The sequence below is a fragment of the Tangfeifania sp. genome (genome assembly GCF_055108615.1).
Genome location: NZ_JBSQIC010000033.1, coordinates 1 through 22,534 on the forward strand (window position 1 = coordinate 1; position 22,534 = coordinate 22,534).

The window sequence follows — 22,534 nt, forward strand, 5'->3', positions numbered from 1 at the left end:
CAAAGGCTAATTTTTCGCCCACAGCAAACCGCATATTTCTTTTTGTAATTTTAGCTGCATTGGCGGCCTGGGTGGTTGTGCGAACCATAAAACACAAAGAAAAAGCGCTCGACGGCACCCGGAAATTCCTCGATGCCATTCCCAGCCTGATGATGCTGGTTATTGTTATAGGAGGGATTGTAGCCGGATATTTTACTGCAACCGAAGCTTCGGCCATCGCTGTGCTTTACTCACTGATTCTTGCCGTAATTTACAAACAGGTTTCGTTTAAAAATTTACCCGACATAATTTTGCGATCGGTAAAAACTACAGGGGTTGTTATGCTGCTTGTTGCCTCGTCAATGGGGTTGTCGTGGATAATGGCCTACGAAAATATCCCGCAGAATGTAAGCGAAGGTTTACTGGCGCTCACGAGCAATCCGTTTATGATTTTGCTAATCATTAATATGCTCCTGTTGTTTGTTGGTGTTTTTATGGATATGACTCCTGCTGTGCTGATTTTTACACCAATATTTTTACCCATTGTAACGGCTATCGGTGTTGATCCGATTCATTTCGGGATTATTATGGTGCTGAACCTGAGTGTAGGGCTTTGTACCCCGCCGGTTGGTTCTGTGTTGTTTATTGGTTGCAGTGTGGCCGGATTGAGTATCGACAAGGTAGTAAAACCGCTTCTTCCAATGTTTATTGCAATGGTAATTGTACTGCTGCTGGTCACTTATTTCCCAGAAATCAGTATGTGGTTACCGGCAAAATTTGGATTTTGACCAAATGAGAAATTAAATATAGAATTATATGAAACAGCCAGCCTGGTTGTTAAACGTTTTTACACTCAGGAAGATGATTATTTCCATTTTCTTCCTGAGTTTGCTTTTTTTTCTGCAAGGGACTACTGATTAACAACCATCCTGTTGCCCAACTCATCGGCTGCTTTTTGTCCTTTAAAATGTTCAACAATTTTTAATGCAAACTGAATGGCAACCCCTGCTCCTTTCCCGGTAATAATATTGCCTGCCACTTCAACAGCGTTTCCGGTCACATTTGCACCTTTCAACTCATTCTCAAAACCTGGAAAACAGGTGGCATTTTTACCTTTTAAAAGTTCCAGGTTTCCGAATACCATTGGTGCTGCACAAATAGCGCCCAGTGGTTTGCCGCTTTTGTTAAAATCAAGGATTTGCTCATTTAATCCGGAGTGGTTTTTAAGATTTTTTGCCCCGGGCATTCCCCCGGGCAACACTATCATTTCAACAGTTGAATAGTTAATTTCCCCGAAAAGTTTGTCAGCAGTAATTATGATGTCGTGTGCTCCTTTAACTTCCGGCTGCCCGGTAACCGAAACCGTTACAACTTTCAAGCCTGCTCTTCGCAGAACATCAATAATACTCACTGCTTCAATTTCTTCGAATCCTTCCGCTAAATGTACTGCTATAACTTTTTCCATAATCACTCATTTTTGTTTAAAAACGTCATATCATCCAGTAGGTAATTGGATTGAATTTTTTAGTTCAATGCGCAATTTCGGCATGTTTGCATAAAAATAAAAAAAGATCCCCGAAAACCGGAGATCTTTTAAATGAATGTTTTTTGAAAAAATCAGTTGTTTGAATACTCGTGAAGTGATTTTTCAAGTTTCTTCCTGGTAAAGAAAATCCTGCTTTTTACCGTGCCAAGCGGCAGGTCAAGTTTGTCTGCAATTTCCTTGTACTTGTAACCATCTAAAAACATGGTAAACGGAATACGATATTCTTCATCAAGCGCATCTATACTCTTGTGGATTTCCTTTGTGCTGTAGAACGAATCCGGCGAAGGATAAACTTTGTCTTTTGAAAACAATAGATGGAAATCGTTGTTGGAATCATCAAAAGTATTCCTGGTTTTCACATTTCTTCTGTAATCATTGATAAATGTGTTTTTCATGATGGTGTAAATCCATGCTTTGAAATTCGTATTTTGCCTGAATTTGTCACGATAAGTTAACGCTTTAAGCATGGTTTCCTGTAAAAGGTCATCAGCTCTTTCCGAGTCAGAAGTCAGGCTCAGTGCATAATAATGTAACTTGTCTCTTAAGCCGAGAAGTGCGTTGTTAAATTGAATTTGAGTCATGGCATTTTATTTTTTGTTGTTCTTATTTTTAATTTGTCTAAACAAATATAGGCAGGAATTGAAAAATGCAAAAGATTTTCAGGTCTTTTATTGGTTGATTTTCTCTATACTTTATAAAGAAAATTTATGTGTGTGTGAACAATATTAAGTATAGGTTGTTTCGTTCCGCCATAACTTATTCTGTTTAAAATATTTATGACAAACTCTAAACAGAGTCGATTTAATAGTATGTGGCATTTTTCTTTCATTTCCTGCGTTATACTTTTTTCGTCTATTTAAACGAAAGATTCAATAATATAGTGAATTTGCATGAATTCAGCAAATTACAAGGGGATGAATTGAGAATACTTAATGATTTCTTGTAAGACTTAAACTACAAAAGTTCGGTTTTTAGTTACAACATTAATCGCAATCCCAGGCTATATCCAAGGCCTGACCGGCCGGGAAACTGTTCAGTATAATTGAAGTCCTGATTTATCACATTTTTGTCGCCGTCCATTAATACTGAATTTAGCAGAATGTAATAATTGACTGACCCAATGAGCTGTAAATTGTGTGCAATATTAAAACCAGTTCTTACGCCCATTTCCGCAAAGTTGGTTGAAAGTATATTATCCGAATTTGCGCTGGTTGTGTATTCCAGGCCATAACCAATAAATGGCCCCCAGTGCATAAACCTGAACGGGTAATAGTTTTTGCTGAACCCGAGACTTCCTCTGGTGAAAATGAATTTTTCAGGGGTGTTGTTTAGCAGGTAGGTGTCTTTTTGGCGGCCACCTTCAAAATAAACTTTTATTGAAGTTAACCCTTTCGCTGTTTTCCCGGGAATAACCATTCCACCCATCAATTTTGAAAAATAGAATTCCACACGGGCAGTTGGTGAAGCCAGGCCATTAAAGGTTGTGCCTGCAAAAATGTTAATACCTGCATCATTCATTTTTTTCAGGTACATTTCATTTTCAATGATTTTTTTACCTGCTATTTGATAAAATGAAGTGCGCTCGCTATTGTCAGTTTCCTGTTCAGAAAATTTGGGGTAGCTCATTGAGCGCACAACAGCAACACGCCGGGGCTGAACATTTCCCGCTTCGGAAATTTGATTTTGGTAAACGGCAAACCGGTTGTCGAATTTCAGGCTTGCTTCCCTGCTGATTTTTGCTTTCACCGGGTTTGTATCGGAAACAACTGACTGGCCGGGCAACCCGGAAGGGGCACTATTTATTATTTCAGAAATATTACTGACAGCTAGCTGAGGGAGTTTTGCCAGCAACTCTTCTTTGCTTGCCTGTTGGTTAGGTGCAAGTGTTTCTCCGGGGTTGTGCTGTGTGGAAGATATTATCTGCTGATGAACACTAACCAGGAAAAACGGGAGCTCTGCATTTTCAAATGCTTTTTTTCTGGTTTCATTTTCTGTAGTTTTACCGGAATACCAATAATCACTGAAAAATTTTGTTGAAACAGGTTCATTGAAATCGAATTTAAAAATCAAGCTTTTTACAGTTGCCCGGTAGCCGTTTAAAATCCTGTTCTCTTCGCTGGTATTGGTTTCATCATAATACTGCTCCATTGTAATAATATCCTGAAAGTCGAAAACAACCAGGTAGCTTTCATTTACAAATGGCCGGGTACTATTTTTCAGGGCTGAAATATTGCGGATAGAATCATCCGGCGTTGCTTGTTGGGGCAGATTGTTCAATAATTCATTTTCAAGGAATACACTAAAATCGAAACTGCCATCATAGCTGCGGTTGTACCATTTCGACAAAATTTGCTGACCGGATTTATTAGCGTTCAGCCACGAAATTAACCCGGGAAAATTGGCATCTGCTGTATTGTCAGGATTTGGTAAGTTAAAACCGGGCGAGAGTAGTGGGTTGAGCTTGTAATCAGGGAGTGGGAAATTATCAGGAATGGATATATTTTTAAGTCCTTCCAGGATATGTTGGTTAATTTCTGCCTGCAAATTTACTGCCGTTACAAATAATGTTTTGGGTACTCTGACACCTGATGAGTCCGGTGTTTCTTCCAAATTTCCGGGGTTGAAATTTAAGGCTGACAAATAATTTGAAAATATAATCAGCGTAAAAAATAATAGTATCCTTTTCATTTTAATAAAGCTTTCCTAACGTCCTGAAAAAACAACCCAAAAAAAGCCTTTTTATTTGAATTTATATGATTTTTTTTGCTTAGCCTATCTGTTTTTTATGTCAAATGCCCTGAACCAAAAAATTTACCTGCTGTTAACCTGTTTGAAAAAAATGTTGCTTTGGCTCGCAACAACCAGTTCAATACTTATATTTGCCGCTCAATTTTTACAACGGATGAAAAATAAGCAAAACAATAACGGATATAAACAGAATGCCTTGATTTTTAAAGCGTGGGCACGAAAAGGGTATTCAGTATTTGCCACCATTAAACGGGTTGTGGTTATTTCGGTTTTGGCTGTTGCTTATCTTTTTTCAGTAACCTTAAAAACAGGCGCTTCAGAAAAAGATACATCAGAAGTAAAAATGCAATACGATATTGATGAAATTGAAGTTTCTGCTTCGAGAGCGCCAGCAGTTTATTCAGAAATTGCGCGGGTTCTCACTGTAATTGAGGCGGATGAAATTGAGCGTGCGCCCGTTGAGAGTATCCAGGAATTGCTCGGGTATGTTGCATCAACCGACATCCGCAGCCGGGGAGCCGAAGGTGTTCAGGCCGATGTGAGTACCAGGGGCGGCTCCTTCGATCAAACAATCATTTTACTGAATGGAATAAACATCACCGACCCGCAAACCGGCCATCACAATTTAAATATTCCTGTCAGCCTGTCGCAAATTAAACGTATTGAAGTTTTGGAAGGCCCTGCAGCGAGGGTTTACGGGCCAAGCGCTTTTTCCGGAGCAGTGAATATAATTACGCGCCAGCCGGATGCAAATACCCTTCGGCTGCAACTCAGTGGCGGAAGTTTTAATTATTTCAACTCCAATCTCTCAGGTAGTTTGCAAACCGGCAAAATGAACCACTTGCTGGCAGTCAACCGGAAAAGTTCTACCGGGTATATCGATAATACTGACTTTGGCATGTCCAACTTATTCTACTCCGGAAAAGTTAATACTTCAAAAGGAAATATTTCTGTTCATCTGGGCATTTCAGAAAAAGAATTTGGCGCAAACAGTTTTTATACGCCCAAATATCCAAACCAGTTTGAAGAAACCGGAACATTTTTTTCTGCCGCACGCTGGGAATCCAATTCGCGGTTTCATTTCACGCCGGCAGTTTACTGGCGCAGGCACACCGACAAGTTTATGCTGTTTCGCGATAATCCGCCCGACTGGTATTCAAACCACAACTATCATTTAACCGATATCGGCGGGGCTAATGTGAATTCATGGATTCGGTGGGCAGCAGGAAAAACAGCGGCCGGTGCCGAATTTCGTCATGAAGGAATAATGAGTAACGTATTGGGCGAAGAGATGGAGAATGCCGTGAAAGTGCCGGGTGAGGAAGCTTTTTATACACACTCCAAAAACCGCTCGACCGTATCGTTGTTTATCGACCATTTTTATACCATGAATGCATTTTCAGTGAGTGCCGGCTTGATGGCCAACCATATTTCGGATCAAAACACGGGATGGAATTTTTTCCCGGGAATTGATGCCGGCTATCAATTAAATGAAGCCACAAAACTGGTTGCTTCATTTAATACATCGCTCCGGATGCCCACGTTCACCGATTTGTATTACAGCGGCCCCACCAACATTGGCAATCCGGATTTGAAACCGGAAGAATCGGCCACTTTTGAATCGGGTTTAAAACTAAACAAAGGTTTTGCCCGTGGGCATTTTATCGTGTTTTTCAGGCAGGGCAAAAATATGATTGACTGGGTGAAAGAGAGCAGCGACGAATTGTGGCAATCACAGAACCTTACGCAAATAAACAGCCGCGGAGCCGAAGCAGCATTAAATTTCAGGCTGAATGAAAAACTGGGAAAAAACTGGCCCGAAATACTTAATTTGAGCTACTTCTATAACAATCAGGAAAAAGATATTACGGGGTATATTTCCAATTATGTACTCGATAACCTGAAACATAAATTTATAGCTTCGGTGACGCAGCGGATTACCGGCAATTTGTCGGTTAATTTACGTACTGTTTTTCAGGACAGGGAAGGTTCATATACCAAATTCGTTGATGGAAACGAGGCCGGGGAAGTGCCCTATCCGCCTTTTTGGCTTTTTGACGGAAAGCTTATGTACCAGTCAAACAACCTGAAACTAACATTGTCGGCCAGTAATATTTTTAACCGTTCGTATTTCGACCTGGGAAACATTGTACAGCCCGGCAGATGGATTAAAGCCGGTTTGGAATGCCAGCTCAATTTTAACTGAAGTTTGTTTTCAGGCAATTCCAAAAATTGTATATTCGCCCCAAAAACAGATACCATGTTAAAAGGAATATTAGCCATCTCAGGACAACCGGGTTTGTATAAACTCGTTGCCGAATCAAAAAATAATATTATAGTTGAGTCATTGGAGACAGGGAAAAGAATGCCTGCTTATTCCACGTCAAAAATTTCGGCCCTCGAAGACATTGCCATCTTCACCGATACCGAAGACATGCCTTTAAAAGATGTTTTTAAAGCTATTTCAGAAAAAGAAGATGGCGGGAAAACCATAAATCATAAATCGTCATCGAAAGAGCTGAGGGATTATTTTGCCGAGGTATTGCCTGAATATGACCGCGACCGGGTGTATGTTTCCGACATTAAAAAAGTTTTGCTTTGGTATAATACGCTTCAGGGAAAAGATATGCTTGATTTTTCTGAAGAAGAAGAAACGGAAGAAAACAACGACGAAAAATCAGAATAAACAAGACCCCCAGGGGTTCGCGCATTGTGCCGCATTTTCAGGCTTTTCAAGGTCTTTAATCATGTTGGTCAAAGCAGCCGTCTCTGCGTTGTACAACATATACCGGATGTTGCCATACAAGTCATAGATACGTTTCAGTACTTTGGCGCTCTCCACTTCCTCCCCAACCGGGCAGAGCAGGGTGGCACTTATGCGTGCCCCAATGGCACTCCAGGGACTGTCGCGGAAACTGTCCAGTTCCGACAGTTTCGGTTTTTATACTTCCAGCATCCACCATAAACGCTGCATTCAACTTGTTGTAGGCGTTGTCGAATTTCACGGAAACAGGATCGGAGTCAGCCGATTCGGGAGTGATTTCATTGATGCTGTTTTCAACGGTTTTGCAAAACATGGGCTGCCTGCATTGTTTTATCATCGAAAACTGAAACGGCTTGTTGCAATTGACTTAAAGCTGTGTCGTTTTAAAGCCCGATACAAAGGTCAAATGGAATTGTACCTGCGCTACCTTGAAAAATACGAATCGGAGAGTGGGGAGAATTCGCCTATCGGATTAATTCTATGTTCAGAAGGTTCAAAAGAACAAATTGAGCTGTTACAACTTGATAATTCTGAAATTCGAGTAGCGGAATATTGGATGGAGTTGCCACCAAAAGAGTTGCTGCAAAAGAAATTACATAAAGTGATAGAACTGGAAAGAGAAAAATTACAGATGAAAAAGCTGAAATAGCCAACTTCTAAATGTTAGAATACAGATCAAGTAATATTTCAATATATTTGGCGTTTATCGGATATACAAAAAGCGAATGAGCAGGAAGTTTATCTTCACTATATATTTTTTACTGGCTGTTTTTGCGGGGAAAGCCCAGATTGGCGGAGAAACTACTTATCAGTTTCTGGAGCTGACCAATTCGGCCCGCGTGGCAGCCCTCGGTGGTACTCAGGTGGCACTAACCGACAGTGCCGATTTGAATTTGCCGTTTCATAATCCTGCCCTGCTGCACAAAGGCATGCACAACAACTTGCTTGTTAATTACGTCAACTATTTTGCAGATATCAATTTCGGTTATGCATCGTATGCCCGGCATTACGAAGGGATTGGCAACTTTGCGCTGGGCATGCACTACATCAATTACGGCGATTTTAAAGAGGCGAACGAAGTGGGGGAGCTAACCGGGAATTTTTTCAATGCCTCGGAGTATGCCCTCAATATTATTTACTCTAACCATTACAAGCGTTTGAACTACGGCGCAAACCTGAAACCCGTGTTTTCGGTTTTCGAAAGTTACAGGTCCTTTGGATTAGCTGCCGACCTGGGAGTGAGTTTTGGCAGTAAGGACACTCTCACGCATGTGGCATTGGTGGCCAAAAACATTGGCGGGCAGCTCACAACCTACTACCAGGATGGTAATCGTGAGCCCATTCCATTCGATTTACAGGCAGGAATAAGCAGCAAACTGAGATATGCTCCTGTAATTTTTTCGCTTACCATGTACCACCTCAACAACTGGGATTTGGCAAACTCCGAAGACAATGAAAACAGCCTTGAAAACATGTATGAACGCGAGGAGAGCTTTGCCAAACAAATTATGCGGCACGTGGTGCTGGGCGTGGAAATTCTGCCGTCCGATAATTTCACGCTCAGGGCGGGCTACAACTACCAGCGCCGCCAGGAACTCAAATTCGACCAGCGGCTTTCAACCGTTGGCTTTTCGCTGGGGTTTGGCTTGAAAATAAAACGTTTCCGTTTCGATTTTGCCACCTCGCGGTTCCATCTTGCGGGCTCCTCCAATCTTTTTTCGCTGGCCGTTAATTTAAACGACTTTTAGTTAAAGACGATCCTGTCCGGTTTTGAAAATCCCTTATCTTTGCTCAAAATCCATCAAAAAAAATGACGAAAAAGAAAATTGTAATTGCCATCGACGGGCATTCTTCTTGCGGAAAAAGCACGCTGGCCAAATCGCTTGCCCGCGAACTGGGATATGCGTATATCGACAGCGGGGCGATGTACCGTGCCGTTACTCTTTTTGCGCTCCGGAATGGGTTAATTAATAACGGTAAGGTTGATGAAAAAAAGTTGATTTCGAGGATGAAAGACATCCGCATAACTTTTGAATGGGACACTGACACCGAAAAAAACACCACATTTTTAAACGGCGAAAATATTGAAAATGAAATCCGTCAGCTGGAAGTTTCCAACAACGTGAGCCCGGTCAGCACAATTGCAGGAGTGCGCAGCGAGCTGGTAAAGCAGCAGCGCGAAAACGGCCAAAACAAAGGGATTGTGATGGATGGCCGCGATATCGGAACAGTGGTTTTTCCTGATGCCGAGCTGAAAATTTTTATGACCGCCTCACCCGAAATACGGGCGCAACGGCGTTTCCTCGAACTGAAGGAAAAGGGAGCAGAAGTTGATTTCGATAAAATATTGCAAAATGTGGAAGAACGCGATACCATCGACTCGGGCCGCGAGGTGAGCCCGCTCAAAAAAGCAGATGATGCAATTGTTTTGGATAACAGCCACCTTACACGCGATGAACAGCTGCAGTGGGCATTGAACAAGGCAAAAGAATTAATTGAAGAAAATGAAGGTTGAAACTGACAGGCGTTCGGGTTTTTGCTTTGGGGTGATTAAAGCTATAAAAACCGCTGAAAACGAACTGGATAACGAAAAGCAATTATATTGTCTCGGTAACATCGTTCATAACGGAATGGAAGTGCAGCGACTGGAGAAATTGGGCCTGCGGACAATTTCAAGAGAGGAATATTTACGGATGAGTAATTGCAAAGTGTTAATCCGCGCACATGGAGAGCCACCCGAAACTTACGAGTACGCCAAAAAGAACAATATTGAACTGGTAGATGCAACCTGCCCGGTTGTTTTAACGCTTCAGGCGAAAGTGAAAAACACCTACCAAAAAAGTTTAGCCGACCACGGGCAGATCGTTATTTACGGCAAAGAAGGCCATGCCGAAGTGATAGGCCTCGATGGTCAGGCAGAACACAACACGATTTTACTGGAAAGTATCGACGATGTGGATAAAATTGACTTTTCGCGGCCGGTGTGGCTTTATTCACAAACCACCAGGCGAATTGAAGATTTTGAGGCAATTGCAAAGTTGGTAAAATCGAAAATGAAGCCCGGAGTGCCCATTGATATTAAAGATACCATTTGCCGGCAAGTCTCAAACCGTGTGCCTCACCTGAAAAAATTTGTGGTGAATTACGATTTGATTCTTTTTGTGGCAGGCAGTAAAAGCTCCAACGGGAAGTACCTGTTCACCATTTGTAAGGAATCAAACCCGCATTCATACCCTATTTCAAAACCTGATGAAATTAACCCCGATTGGTTTGAAGGTGTAAATTCGGTGGGCATCTGCGGGGCAACTTCAACCCCCAACTGGTTGATGGAAGAAGTAGCCGGTTGGGTCAATCAGCGTTTCAATTAAGCCTTTCCAACAGAGGGTTATTTCTCATTTTTTTGTTACTTTGAACAAGGTTGAAAAATTTTTGCCATGCCCAAAATGTTTGCCCAGGTTATTTTGCCCCTTTCTTTACACGATGCTTACACCTACGAAGTGCCGCAAAATATGCAGCCGGCAATTCGGCCCGGGCAGCGGGTGGTTGTTCAGTTTGGGCGCAAAAAATTTTATGCAGCCCTGGTGGTTTCCGTATCCGACGAAAAACCGGAAGGCTTCGAGGCCAAAGAAATTGTTCAACTGCTGGATGAAAGTCCCGTAGTATTCCCGCAAAACCTGGAACTGTGGCGATGGATGGCCGGTTATTACTGTTGCTCCATGGGCGATATTTTCAGGGCAGCGCTGCCACCGGGACTGAAACTGGAGAGCAAATCGAAAATTTTTTTAACCGGCACTGACGATGAACAACAGGTTTCCGAAAAAGAGCAGCTCATTATCAATCAGCTGCAGCAGGATACATCCACAATGGAAATTCTTCAGAAGAAACTGGGAAGCAGGTTTTCATATCCGGCCCTGCAAAAGCTGTTGATTAAAAACGTTGTGCAGGTTGAAGAAAAAATCAATTCAAAATATAAGCCTAAAACCGAAATTTTTGTGAAGCTGCATCCGCAGATCAGCTCAGAAAATCAGCTTCACGAAATAATAACTTCACTGGAACGCGCCAAAAAACAGAAAGCACTGTTGCTGTATTTCTGCGAAAAAACAGGTGTGTTTGGCGAAAAATCTCAAAAAGAAATCAGTAAAAAAGAACTTTTTAAAGGAACCGATTTTAAAACCGCCCATTTAAACGAACTGCACAAAAAGAAAATTCTGAAAAAATTTGAGCAGCCTGTTTCACGCATTGAGGAACCTGCACAAAAACAGGTGGACATTAATCTGCTGAACAAATTTCAGGAACAAGCACTTGCTGAAGTCAAAGCCATTTTCAGCAAAAAAGATGTGGCACTCATACATGGAATTACCGCCAGCGGGAAAACCGAAATTTATATCCACCTGATTGACGAAGCCCTGAAATCAGGGAAGCAGGCCCTTTACCTGGTTCCCGAAATCGCGCTCACTACACAAATTGTTCAGCGGCTGAAAAATGTTTTTGGCCCCAAAGTGGGGATTTACCACTCGCGCCTCAACAACCAGGAACGAGTAGAAATCTGGGAAAAGGTGCTGCAGTTCCGGCAAAATCCCGGCGAAGGTTACCAGGTAATCTTGGGGGCACGTTCTTCACTTTTTATGCCCTTTTCAAACCTGGGGCTTGTAATTGTTGACGAAGAGCACGAAAATTCGTTCAAACAGTTCGACCCCGCTCCACGCTACAATGCACGCGATATGGCTGTTATGCTGGGAATTCAGAATAATGCAAAAGTTTTGCTGGGCTCGGCAACTCCTTCTTTTGAAAGTTATTTTAACGCCATTACCGGAAAATACGGACTGGTTAACCTCGAAAAACGGTTTTCGAACCTTGAATTGCCCGAAGTGATTATTATCGACTTGAAAAGGGCCTGGAAAAAAAAGCAAATGCACTCGGTGCTCAGCCACGAGCTTTTTGAACTGATGAATACCGCCCTCTCAAAAGGGGAGCAGGTTATTCTTTTTCAGAACCGGCGGGGGTATTCGCCTTATGTGCAGTGTTTTAACTGTGGCTGGATTCCCAAATGCCGGAATTGTGATGTGAGCCTTACTTACCACAAATATAAAAAACGGCTCAACTGCCATTACTGCGGTTTCAGTCAGCCTGTTAGCAACGAATGTCCGGAGTGTGGTTCGTCCGAAATAAAAACCCGCGGATTCGGAACCGAAAAAATTGAGGATGAACTGAAGCCGCTGTTCCCCGGTGCGCGTATCGACCGAATGGATTTGGACACCACACGCTCAAAAAATGCATTTGAAAGAATTGTGCATAATCTCGAATCGCGAAAGACTGATATTCTTGTTGGTACACAAATGGTTACGAAAGGCCTCGATTTTGAGCACGTGAGCGTTGTGGGGATTATAAATGCCGATAACCTCATTAATTTTCCCGATTTCAGGGCACACGAGCGGGCCTACCAGTTAATATCGCAGGTAAGTGGCCGCGCAGGCCGGAAGCATAACCGCGGGCAGGTTATTGTGCAAACCTCGCAACCAGAGCATCCGTTAATTGAAATAATTCGCAAACAGGATTACCAGGAAGCATTTCAGTCGCAAATGGAAGAGCGGAAACTTTTTAAGTACCCACCCTTTTACCGGCTTATTAAACTTGTTGTAAAACATAAAAATCCGGAGAATGTAAACCGGTTTGCAAACCAGCTGGCAGCAAAGCTGCGCCAGAATAGTTCGCTCATTGTTTTGGGCCCCGAGTTCCCGCTGGTAAGCCGGATTCAGTTATGGTACCAAAAAGAGATATGGCTCAAAGTCAGCCGCAAATCGCCGCATGGCGAGGTAAAAAATTTTATTGTCAGCAATATTAACATCGTAAAACATCTGAAAGAAAACAGCAGTTGTGTGGTCAACATCGATGTGGATCCGGGGTAGTGGCATGTCTGGTTTGAAGTAACCATATCCGTGCTTTTCTAAAATTTGGTTTTTCAATCCGGAAATCTAATCGGTGATCTTTTTATGACAGCCTTTTTTTTATAGTTTTGTATTTCTTTAAATTAAACGGGTGAACGGGAAAGAAGTAAATCAAATATTCGAACAGTTCAGCCAAATGCGGGCCCTGGTTATTGGCGATGCAATGGTTGATACTTATCTTTGGGGAAAAGTTGAACGGGTTTCACCCGAGGCTCCCATTCCGATTGTTTCTGTTACAAAACGCGAAAACCGTTTGGGAGGTGCTGCAAATGTCTCGCTCAACTTGCAGGCATTGGGTGCCACTCCGGTGTTGTTTTCAGTTATTGGCGACGACGACAAGGGGCGGAAATTCAAAAAACTTTTGGAGAAGAAGCAGCTGTCGAAAGAGGGAGTTTTTGTTGATCCAAAGCGTATAACCACGGTTAAAAGCCGCATAATTGGAAAAGGGCAGCACATTGCGCGGGTTGATGAGGAGTCGGTGGACTTTATTTCCGGCGAACTGGAAAAGGAGATGGTTGAAAGCATCCGCCAGGAAGTTGAAGAGAACAAGGTTGATGTCATTATTTTTGTGGATTACGACAAAGGTGTAATTACTCCTTCGCTTTTTCAGGCCGTTAATAATTTAGCCATCGAAAAAGGAATCCCCACAGCAGTGGACCCGAAAAAACGCAATTTCAATTACTATAATAACATCGGCCTTTTCAAGCCAAATTTTAAAGAGTTTGTTGACGGCATTGGCTTGCCGCTTGAAAAAGGCGACCTGAATTCACTCCGCCGAATTGCACACGAGCTGAAAGAGAAAAACAGTTACAAGTTAATTTTTATAACCCTTTCAGAATTGGGGGTTTTTATCAGTAATGGTGTTAAGGAGCAGTATTATCCGGCGGTTATCCGTCATATTTCCGATGTTTCAGGAGCCGGAGACACGGTGATAAGTGTGGCCAGTCTGGCACTGGCGGCCGGGTTATCGCCAAAAGTTATGGCACTGATGTCGAATATTGCCGGCGGCCTTGTTTGCGAAAACCTGGGGGTGGCTCCGGTAAACAAAAACCAGTTGATGATGGTGATGAAATCGCAGGAATTTTAAATTTTTTTACTGCTCACTTCCAGTTTTTTAGCAACTTTTAATTTGTGTTGATAAAAATGCTTTCAGTTGGTTAAGGCTATTTTATTAAATTTGAAACCGATCATTTAAACAGAAATATTAAGATGGGAAAAATCGTATCACTGGCAAACCAAAAGGGCGGGGTTGGTAAAACAACAACAGCTATTAACCTTGCGGCAAGCCTGGCTGTTTTGGAACAAAAAGTATTGATAATTGATGCCGATCCGCAGGCCAACTCCACATCTGGTTTTGGGTTCGATGTGAAAAATGTGCAGTCGAGCATTTACGATTGCATTGTTGATGGAGTTGAACCTGAAAAAGTTATTCTGAATACTGAAATTGCTAACCTCGACATAATTCCGTCGCATATCGATTTGGTTGGGGCCGAAATTGAAATACTTAACCTCCCCAACCGGGAGAAAGTTATGCGTACAGCCATAGAAAAACTTAAAGATGCATACGATTTTATTTTCATCGACTGCTCTCCTTCGCTGGGGCTGATTACGGTAAACGCTTTAACCGCATCCGATTCGGTTATCATCCCGGTTCAGTGCGAATATTTTGCCCTCGAAGGGTTGGGTAAACTGCTGAATACCATTAAAATAATTCAGAACCGTTTGAACCCGGCCCTCGAAATTGAAGGATTCCTGCTTACTATGTTCGACTCGCGCCTGAACCTGTCTAACCAGGTTTACGAAGAGGTGAAACGTCATTTCCAGGATATGGTTTTTGAAACCGTTATTCAACGGAATATCAAACTGAGTGAATCGCCAAGCTACGGGAAACCCGTTGTTTTGTACGATGCCAGTTCAAGGGGGGCAATCAATCACATGAACCTGGCCCGCGAAATTTTACAGCGGAACGGGATGACACAAATTTCACAGGAAAAGAAAGTTATTGTTTAGATAAAATAGTTTGAACATGGTAAAGAGGAATGCACTTGGCAGAGGATTAGGAGCGCTTATCGACGATGCCGAAAAAATGAGACAAGCCGGGATAAGTGAAGTGGAGTTGAAAAAGATTGAAGCCAACCCTTTTCAACCCAGGTCGAAGTTTGATGAGGAATCGCTGAAAGAGCTGGCCGCCTCAATTAACGAAATAGGGTTGATCCAGCCTGTTACTTTGCGGAAGACAGGTGAAGACAGCTACCAGATTATTGCCGGAGAAAGACGCTGCAGAGCCGCTCAATTGGCCGGGCTTGAGACCATTCCTGCCTATATACGCAAGGCAAAAGACGACGGAATGCTCGAAATGGCCCTGGTGGAAAATATTCAGCGTGAAGACCTGGATGCCATAGAAATTGCACTGAGCTACCAGCGGTTGATGGAAGAACTGGAATTTACCCAGGAAGAACTGAGCAGCCGCGTTGGGAAAAAACGTTCAACAATTGCCAACTACCTGCGTTTGCTGAGACTGCCGGCAATCATTCAAAAAGGATTACGCGACAAAGAAATTTCGATGGGACACGCACGTGCATTAATTAATATTGAGGATGCCGATGTGCAGGAGATGATTTACAACCAGATAGTAAAACAAGGTTTTTCGGTACGTAAGGTGGAGGAAATTGTGCGTGACCTGAGTGAAGATAACGACGAAAAACAATCGAAAGCAAAAAAACGGGAATTGCCCGGTAAATACAGGTCGATGAAAGGTCAACTGGGTAAACTGCTTAATTCCCGGATTGGTATTTCAATGAATGAAAAAGGGAAAGGGAAAATTGTAATCCCGTTTAAGTCGGGAGAGGATTTGGAACGAATTGTTAAAATTATTGAAAACCAAAATAAAGCTACCTAAAGAAGGTTTGCTCTGTAGTGAAACTTCTATTTTTGGGCCAAATTTGCTTATCGTGGATATCAGGGGGGTTTTGTTGAAAGTTAGTTTGATCTTACTCCAGTTGCTGGTAGTATTTAATTTGCATGCGCAATTGGTAAATGCCGATACCATAAAGCAGGTTGAAAAAAAGCCTGTAAAAGAGGAAGAGGTTCATTCACCTAAAAAAGCGGCCATTTACTCCGCCGTTTTGCCGGGGCTTGGGCAGGCATACAATAAAAAATACTGGAAAATACCACTGGTGTATATCGGGTTAGGAACTATCGGTTATTTCATAAAGTGGAACAACGATAATTACCAGTTCAACAAAATGGCTTATAATCATCTGGTTGACGATAATCCTGAAACAAACCGATTTCAGGAAATTGATGCCATTAAATATTATGATCTGGACAACCCAACCCATTTTAACAATTTCAGGGACGGGTTGATAAAACGGCAGGATTATTACCGCCGTAACCGCGATTTGCTCGTTATTAGTATGGTTGCTTTTTACGGGATAAATATAATTGATGCAAGTGTGGATGCCCACCTTTTTAATTTTGATATCAGCGACGACTTAACTTTCAACTGGGAACCTTCTATGCTAAATATTAATAACAATTTAGTATATTGTTTCAACTTCAAATTTAACTTTTAGTATATGGTGATGAAAAGAATAGTGCTTTTGGGGGGAATACTAATGTTTATTTTTTCGGGAATGCTTTCAGCACAAGAGGAAGGGAGGCAAAAAATTGTAATGCCCAGAATGAAAAGCCTGGAAATCACTGGAATTAATGAGGGAACTTTCGTGACAGCTCCGGCTGGTTCATATTCAGGTAAACAACAAGGCAGTTTTAAAGGGCCGGATGAAAACCTCGATGATTTTTTCTCTGAAAAAATGGACAGCCTTGTAGATACCTGGTATGCGAAACAAGCTTTTCACGAAGATTCACTGGGCGATGCCGCAGAACGTTATCCGAAAAATCTGCCCGATTCAGTTTACATCAAACGGTTGCAGGACATGCAGGAGGTTGTGGATTTGTCGTATAACAACGTGGTGAAAAATTTTATAATACTTTATACTGAAAAACGACGCGATCAGGTGGAAATGATGCTGGGGCTTGCAGAATATTATTTTCCGATGTTCGAGCAAATACTCGACAAATACGAAATGCCACTCGATTTAAAATACCTGCCGGTTATTGAATCGGCGCTGAACCCAACCGCCCGCTCGCGGATGGGAGCAACCGGTTTGTGGCAGTTTATGTTTGGCACTGCCCGCCAAATGGGTTTGGAAATTACCAGTTTTGTTGATGAACGCCGCGACCCGGTGGCCTCAACTGATGCGGCAGTGCGCTATTTTCAGAGTTTATACAACCGTTATGGCAACTGGCACCTGGCTATTGCCGCCTACAACTGCGGTCCCGGTAATGTGAACCGGGCTATCCGGCGTGCCGGCGGAACCAAAAATTACTGGGAAATTTATTACCGCCTGCCCCGCGAAACACGTGGCTACGTGCCTGCTTATATTGCAGCGGCTTATGTAATGAAATACCACAAAGAACACAACCTGTATCCGCGCCTGCCCGATTTTGAATTGCAGACTGACACGGTAATGGTTAATGACTTCCTGCATTTCGACCAGCTTGCAGCAACCCTCGAAATTGATAAAGAACAGTTGCGCTCGCTTAATCCAATGTACCGCCGCGATGTGGTTCCTGCAAAAAAAGACAAGCCTCTCCCGGTTGTTTTGCCCAACGAAACAATTATGGATTTTATTGATGCCGAAAATGAGGTTTTTGCCTACGAGCGCGAAAAGTTTTTCCCCGACAACCAACTGGTGGAACCCACAAGCCGCAGTGCTTCGTACTACACCCCGGCGGATATCGAGGGCAAGGCAAAAGTGCTGTACACTGTGCAAAGCGGCGATAATGTCGGTTTTATATCAGAATGGTTTAACGTGCGGGCATCCGATTTACGTTACTGGAACAACATCCACCGCAACCTTATTCGCGCCGGGCAGAAACTACTGATTTACGTTCCCGAAGATCAGAAAGAAAAATACGAAAGGATTAATTCTATGACGTTCGCGCAAAAACAGGCTTCCATCGGAAAATCGGCTTCCGGCAGTAGCAGTTCTTCGGCAAAAAAGCAGGAACCGCTCGATCCGAATTATATTTACCACACCGTCAGAAGGGGCGATACCCTTTGGGAAATTTCACGAAACTATCCCGGAATTACTTCGGATGACATTGTCCGGCTCAATAACCTGCGCAATGAGAATGATTTGGATATCGGGCAGAAGTTGAAGATCAAGAGGAAATCCTGATTTTACTTCAACGTAAACTCTGCCGAAACCGTCACTTTAATATTTTTCCGGGCCGAGCTGGTGTTGTGAATTCCGTAGCCGGCCACTTCGGTGGAGTAGGGCTCGGTAATCTGAAACACACCTGCCCGGGCTGAAATGAGCTGGTCCACTTCTAAATCGGTGGTAGAGGTAATTTCTTCGGCGCGTTCAAATGCATTTTGGGTGGCTTTTCCCAGTAATTGCTTTTTGATTTCCTCAATTTCGGTACTGAAAAATTCCATGGTTGAATTATCGAACGTTACGCCGCTGTCAACAAATAACTTCGGGTCGATGGCCAGCTGTTCCACTTTTTCAATTTTGTTTGAAACGATGTAAACCCGTTGGTTTAGTGTGTAACCGCTGTGTCCGTTTTGCCCGTATTCGCGGTTTACATTTACCGGGAAAATTTTAAACTCCGATGCTTCAATGCCGGTTTGTTCCCATATATTTTGGAAATCCCCGAGTTTGCGGGCCATGGTTTTGTAACCCTCCTCGGTTCCGTTTAACGAAACGCGTTCTGAAAAACTGACGGTCCATTTTACCAGGTCACTGTCAAATTCCTCGGTGCCATAGCCAACTACCCGCACGGTCTGCTGCACCTGTCTCGATTGCTGGAAAAACCACCCCAACAAACCAAAAGCAATAATCACTGAAATTCCCAAAATAATTGCCCACGAATTTTTCATTGCTGTGTTTTTTTATTTTTTTTCTTGTGTCTTCGCGCCTTTGCGTGAGGTAATTGAAAGCTGTCAACAACTATATAAATCCACTTTACCCCACCGCCACATTAATTATCTTTTTCGGCACAAATATAAATTTACGAACTTTTTTCCCTTCTAACCACTTTTGCGCCCGCTCATCCGATAAAATGGTTTTTTCGATTTCCTCTTTTGGCATATCCAGTGGCAGTTCAATTTTAAACCTCATTTTACCGTTAAACGAAACCGGGTATTCAAAACTGTCCTCTTTCAACAGGTTTTCATCCACCTGCGGCCAGGGTTCGTAGGCAAGTGTTTGTTTGTTGCCGTAAATCGACCACAGTTCCTCAGCCAGGTGGGGAGCAAAAGGCGAAAGTATTTTGGTGAATGTTTCTGCTGTTTGTTTGGTTACCTTTCCCTTTTTAATCGCCAGGTTATTGAATACCATCAATGCTGAAATTGCCGTGTTGAACTTCAGGTTTTCAATGTCCGACTCCACTTTTTGGATGGTTTGGTGGAGCAGTTTTGCTGTTTCTTTATCCTCTCCTTCTTCTGTAATATTTGCAGTATCAGCAAAAAAACGATGGACACGGTTCAGAAAATTATGGACTCCTTTCACTCCGTTTTCGGCCCAGGGTTTGCGTTCGTCAAGCGGCCCCATAAACATTTCGTACAGGCGCAACGAGTCGGCACCGTAGTTTTGGATCACGTCGTCGGGGTTCACTACATTTTTCAACGATTTCGACATCTTGGCCACAATCTGCTTCAGCTCTTCTCCGGTTTCGGTGTGAAAATATTTGCCGTCGCGCTCTTCTACCGAATCTTGTGAAACCTTTGCTCCGCCTGAAGTTTCATAGGCAAAAGCGAGAATCATTCCCTGGTTGTAAAGTTTTTGGAAGGGCTCGTCGGTAGAAACAATGCCCAGGTCGAACAGCACTTTGTGCCAGAAACGCGAGTACAAAAGGTGAAGCACAGCGTGTTCGGCACCGCCAATGTACAAATCAACGGGCATCCAGTAGTTTTCTTTTTGTGGATTGAAAATCTTTTCATCGTTTTTCGGGTCGATGAAGCGCAGGTAGTACCAGCACGAACCGGCCCACTGTGGCATGGTGTTGGTTTCACGGCGGCCTTTGCGGCCATTTTTGTCGGTTACATGCAGCCACTCTGTGGCGTTGGACAACGGCGATTCGCCGGCTTCTCCCGGTGTGTATTTTTCCAATTCAGGAAGGAGCAACGGTAACTCTTCATCGTCGAGTAAAGAAACTTCGCCATCTTCCCAGTGGATTACCGGGAACGGCTCGCCCCAGTAACGCTGGCGGCTGAACAACCAGTCGCGCATTTTAAAATTCACGGTGGCTTTTCCCAAGTCGTTTTTTTCGAGCCACTCAATAGTTTTTTTGATTCCGGCCTCTTTGTTGAGCCCGTTGATATCCAGACCTGTTTCTTTATCTGACGAATTGATGTACTCCCCGTCTTCGGTCCAGCATTTGTCGCCGGCCAGAATTCCGTCGCGGCCTTCGGCATCTTTAGGATCGAGGATACAGGTAATCGGAATGTCAAATTCTTTGGCGAATTCAAAATCGCGGGTATCGTGCGCCGGAACGGCCATAATGGCACCAGTGCCGTAACCCATTAAAACATAGTCGGCAACCCAGATAGGAATTTTTTCGTTGTTCACCGGGTTAATGGCGTAGCTCCCGGTAAATACCCCGGTTTTTTCTTTGGCCAAATCAGTCCTGTCGAGATCCGATTTCAGGGCGGCAGTTTTTATATATTCTTCAACTTCACTTTTTTTCTCCTGGGCGGAAATTTTTTCAGCCAGCTGATGTTCGGGGGCAATAACCATGTAGGTAGCTCCAAACAGCGTATCGGGACGAGTGGTGTAAACACGCAGTTTTTCATTCAACCCATCGATTTGAAAATCGACTTCAGCGCCGGTGGATTTACCAATCCAGTTTTTCTGCATGTCTTTTACTCCTGCCGGCCAGTCGAGATCATCGAGCCCCTGCAACAACCGTTCAGCATAATGCGGAATGCGCAGCAGCCATTGTTTCAGGTTTTTCCGGATAACCTGGTTGCCGCATTTTTCGTGCGACCCGTCGGTGAGCACCTCCTCGTTGGCACAAACCGTTTTGCACGAGTTGCACCACCACACCTGGGCGTTGTCGTAATAAGCCAGCCGTTTCCCGGCAATGTATTCATTCACTGCTTTTTTACCTTTTGCCTGAATCTCGTCGGGCACCGGCAGTTCGGAAACGGGCCGTCCTTTTTGTTGGTCTTCGTCGAACCAGGTGCTGTACAGCTGCTTGAAAATCCACTGCGTCCATTTAAAATAATGCGGATCAGTGGTATTTATTTCGCGGTCCCAGTCGTAGCTCAGTCCAATGGCTTTAATTTGCCGCCGAAAATTGTCGCAGTTTTTGTTGGTGGTAACAGCCGGGTGGGTTCCGGTTTGCATGGCATACTGTTCGGCCGGCAGGCCAAAGGCATCGTAACCCATAGGATGAAGGACGTTAAAACCTTTCATTCGCTTGTAGCGGCTGATGATGTCAGTTGCAGTGTATCCTTCCGGATGGCCTACGTGTAATCCGGCCCCCGACGGGTAGGGAAACATATCGAGGATGTAGTATTTCGGTTTGGAAAAATCATCCTCCGTTTTAAACGTTTTGTTTTCTTCCCAGTATTTTTGCCACCTTGGCTCAATTTCGGCGAACTTGTATTCCATTTTTTTTGAAAATCTGATTTTAAGCCGCAAAGATAAAAAATGATTCGTGGAGACAGGCTAAAAAAATTAATGAAAGCAAAACCATATCAATCATTTCAGCTTTTAATTCAACAATGAACGTTTTTGTTTGTATTTTTCAAGAGAAGGATTTATGATAAAAATCAATCACGGAAGGAAAGATTCCGTACTTCCGTTTGTGAACCTTAGCTAAAACAAAAATGATTGTTATATTTGTTTTCACATAAAAAACGAGGCAGAATCTGTAATGCAAAAAATTCGTTTAAACATCTTGGGTCTTTCGGTAAGCCAGACACAATCAGGAGCTTACGCGCTTGTTTTGGCAGAAGAAAAAGGTGAGCGCCGCATGCCTATTATCATTGGCCCGGTTGAAGCCCAGGCCATTGCCATTCAGCTGGAAGGGTTGAAACCACCCCGCCCGCTGACCCACGATTTGATTAAAAATATTGCCCAGGCTTTTGAGATTGTGTTGCTTGAGGTGACTATTTATAAACTGGAAGAAGGAATATTTTACTCCGAATTATTGTGTGAAATGGACGGCAAAGAGGTGAAAATTGATTCACGAACTTCTGATGCTGTGGCGCTGGCACTTCGTTTCAGGTGCCCCATTTACACCACCGAAGGTATTCTTTCCAAAGCTGGAATAGTGCTCGAATCGGATGAAATAAAGGGTTCGGAAAAAGAAGCACCGGAGAAAAAGGCTGGTTCTTCAGGAACTTCTTCTTTTTCGCAATACACCATGCAGGAGCTGGAAGAGTTGCTAAACGAAGCCGTTCAGAATGAAGATTACGAAAAAGCCTCGGTGCTGAGAGATGAAATCAATAACCGCAAAAAAAATTAACCTTTT

At 43.2% G+C, this 22,534-nt stretch carries 21 protein-coding genes; 14 read left to right on the plus strand and 7 right to left on the minus strand.

The window, feature by feature from the left end:
- The coding region (locus tag ACTCNA_RS09055) for a TRAP transporter large permease (protein WP_462947588.1) at nt 1–767 on the plus strand (767 nt) is incomplete at its 5' end.
- A 122-nt stretch (nt 768–889) separates the two neighbouring features.
- Here the strand turns inward: ACTCNA_RS09055 and ACTCNA_RS09060 are convergent.
- The 3 genes from ACTCNA_RS09060 to ACTCNA_RS09070 form a co-directional block, all read right to left on the minus strand.
- Nucleotides 890–1,444 (minus strand): DJ-1 family glyoxalase III, encoded by a 555-nt coding sequence (locus ACTCNA_RS09060; RefSeq protein WP_462947589.1) that lies wholly within the window; start codon nt 1,442–1,444, stop codon nt 890–892.
- 152 nt (nt 1,445–1,596) lie between these two features.
- On the minus strand, nt 1,597–2,106 hold the full coding sequence (locus tag ACTCNA_RS09065; protein WP_462947590.1) for an RNA polymerase sigma factor: 510 nt from the start codon (nt 2,104–2,106) through the stop codon (nt 1,597–1,599).
- 394 nt (nt 2,107–2,500) lie between these two features.
- Nucleotides 2,501–4,135: a hypothetical protein gene (locus tag ACTCNA_RS09070; protein WP_462947591.1), complete on the minus strand. Its 1,635-nt coding sequence runs from the start codon at nt 4,133–4,135 to the stop codon at nt 2,501–2,503.
- A gap of 292 nt (nt 4,136–4,427) precedes the next feature.
- Here ACTCNA_RS09070 and ACTCNA_RS09075 point away from each other — a divergent pair, with 292 nt between their 5' ends.
- Nucleotides 4,428–6,479, plus strand: coding sequence for a TonB-dependent receptor (locus ACTCNA_RS09075; RefSeq protein ID WP_462947592.1), 2,052 nt, complete (start codon nt 4,428–4,430; stop codon nt 6,477–6,479).
- Nucleotides 6,480–6,533: 54 nt separating this feature from the next.
- A complete protein-coding gene (locus tag ACTCNA_RS09080) occupies nt 6,534–6,959 on the plus strand; it encodes a DUF5606 family protein (RefSeq protein WP_462947593.1) in 426 nt (141 codons plus the stop codon).
- Here ACTCNA_RS09080 and ACTCNA_RS09085 read toward each other — a convergent pair.
- A complete protein-coding gene (locus ACTCNA_RS09085; RefSeq protein ID WP_462947616.1) occupies nt 6,951–7,196 on the minus strand; it encodes a DUF6261 family protein in 246 nt (81 codons plus the stop codon). The two genes, ACTCNA_RS09080 and ACTCNA_RS09085, sit on opposite strands and share 9 nt — an antisense overlap.
- Nucleotides 7,081–7,350, minus strand: a complete 270-nt coding sequence (locus ACTCNA_RS09090) for a hypothetical protein (RefSeq protein WP_462947618.1) — start codon at nt 7,348–7,350, stop codon at nt 7,081–7,083. Before ACTCNA_RS09090 ends, ACTCNA_RS09085 begins: the two co-directional genes overlap by 116 nt.
- Nucleotides 7,351–7,362: 12 nt before the next feature.
- Between ACTCNA_RS09090 and ACTCNA_RS09095 the strand changes: the two genes are divergently transcribed.
- From ACTCNA_RS09095 to ACTCNA_RS09140, 10 genes are all read left to right on the plus strand, one after another.
- Nucleotides 7,363–7,686, plus strand: coding sequence for a PDDEXK nuclease domain-containing protein (locus tag ACTCNA_RS09095; RefSeq protein ID WP_462947617.1), 324 nt, complete (start codon nt 7,363–7,365; stop codon nt 7,684–7,686).
- Between the two features lie 76 nt (nt 7,687–7,762).
- Complete coding sequence (porQ, locus tag ACTCNA_RS09100) at nt 7,763–8,785, plus strand: type IX secretion system protein PorQ (protein WP_462947594.1); 1,023 nt, start codon at nt 7,763–7,765, stop codon at nt 8,783–8,785.
- 62 nt (nt 8,786–8,847) lie between these two features.
- Nucleotides 8,848–9,552: a (d)CMP kinase gene (gene cmk, locus ACTCNA_RS09105; protein WP_462947595.1), complete on the plus strand. Its 705-nt coding sequence runs from the start codon at nt 8,848–8,850 to the stop codon at nt 9,550–9,552.
- Nucleotides 9,542–10,405 carry a 4-hydroxy-3-methylbut-2-enyl diphosphate reductase gene (locus ACTCNA_RS09110; RefSeq protein WP_462947596.1) on the plus strand — a complete coding sequence of 288 codons (864 nt, stop codon included), beginning with the start codon at nt 9,542–9,544 and terminating at the stop codon, nt 10,403–10,405. Before cmk ends, ACTCNA_RS09110 begins: the two co-directional genes overlap by 11 nt.
- Nucleotides 10,406–10,471: 66 nt before the next feature.
- On the plus strand, nt 10,472–12,943 hold the full coding sequence (gene priA / locus ACTCNA_RS09115) for a replication restart helicase PriA (protein ID WP_462947597.1): 2,472 nt from the start codon (nt 10,472–10,474) through the stop codon (nt 12,941–12,943).
- Between the two features lie 130 nt (nt 12,944–13,073).
- Nucleotides 13,074–14,069, plus strand: a complete 996-nt coding sequence (locus ACTCNA_RS09120; RefSeq protein WP_462947598.1) for a bifunctional heptose 7-phosphate kinase/heptose 1-phosphate adenyltransferase — start codon at nt 13,074–13,076, stop codon at nt 14,067–14,069.
- Between the two features lie 122 nt (nt 14,070–14,191).
- Nucleotides 14,192–14,992 carry a ParA family protein gene (locus ACTCNA_RS09125; protein ID WP_462947599.1) on the plus strand — a complete coding sequence of 267 codons (801 nt, stop codon included), beginning with the start codon at nt 14,192–14,194 and terminating at the stop codon, nt 14,990–14,992.
- 16 nt (nt 14,993–15,008) lie between these two features.
- Nucleotides 15,009–15,881, plus strand: coding sequence for a ParB/RepB/Spo0J family partition protein (locus tag ACTCNA_RS09130; RefSeq protein WP_462947600.1), 873 nt, complete (start codon nt 15,009–15,011; stop codon nt 15,879–15,881).
- Nucleotides 15,882–15,933: 52 nt separating this feature from the next.
- Nucleotides 15,934–16,557, plus strand: a complete 624-nt coding sequence (locus tag ACTCNA_RS09135; protein ID WP_462947601.1) for a DUF5683 domain-containing protein — start codon at nt 15,934–15,936, stop codon at nt 16,555–16,557.
- Nucleotides 16,558–16,566: 9 nt separating this feature from the next.
- Entirely contained in the window at nt 16,567–18,228 is a 1,662-nt protein-coding gene (locus tag ACTCNA_RS09140; protein ID WP_462947602.1) for a lytic transglycosylase domain-containing protein, read from the plus strand.
- 2 nt (nt 18,229–18,230) lie between these two features.
- Here ACTCNA_RS09140 and ACTCNA_RS09145 read toward each other — a convergent pair whose 3' ends face one another.
- Both ACTCNA_RS09145 and leuS read right to left on the minus strand, forming a co-directional pair.
- On the minus strand, nt 18,231–18,932 hold the full coding sequence (locus ACTCNA_RS09145) for an SIMPL domain-containing protein (RefSeq protein ID WP_462947603.1): 702 nt from the start codon (nt 18,930–18,932) through the stop codon (nt 18,231–18,233).
- A gap of 85 nt (nt 18,933–19,017) precedes the next feature.
- Complete coding sequence (gene leuS / locus ACTCNA_RS09150) at nt 19,018–21,669, minus strand: leucine--tRNA ligase (protein WP_462947604.1); 2,652 nt, start codon at nt 21,667–21,669, stop codon at nt 19,018–19,020.
- A gap of 289 nt (nt 21,670–21,958) precedes the next feature.
- Between leuS and ACTCNA_RS09155 the strand changes: the two genes are divergently transcribed.
- Nucleotides 21,959–22,528 (plus strand): bifunctional nuclease family protein, encoded by a 570-nt coding sequence (locus tag ACTCNA_RS09155; protein ID WP_462947605.1) that lies wholly within the window; start codon nt 21,959–21,961, stop codon nt 22,526–22,528.
- Nucleotides 22,529–22,534: the final 6 nt, after the last annotated feature.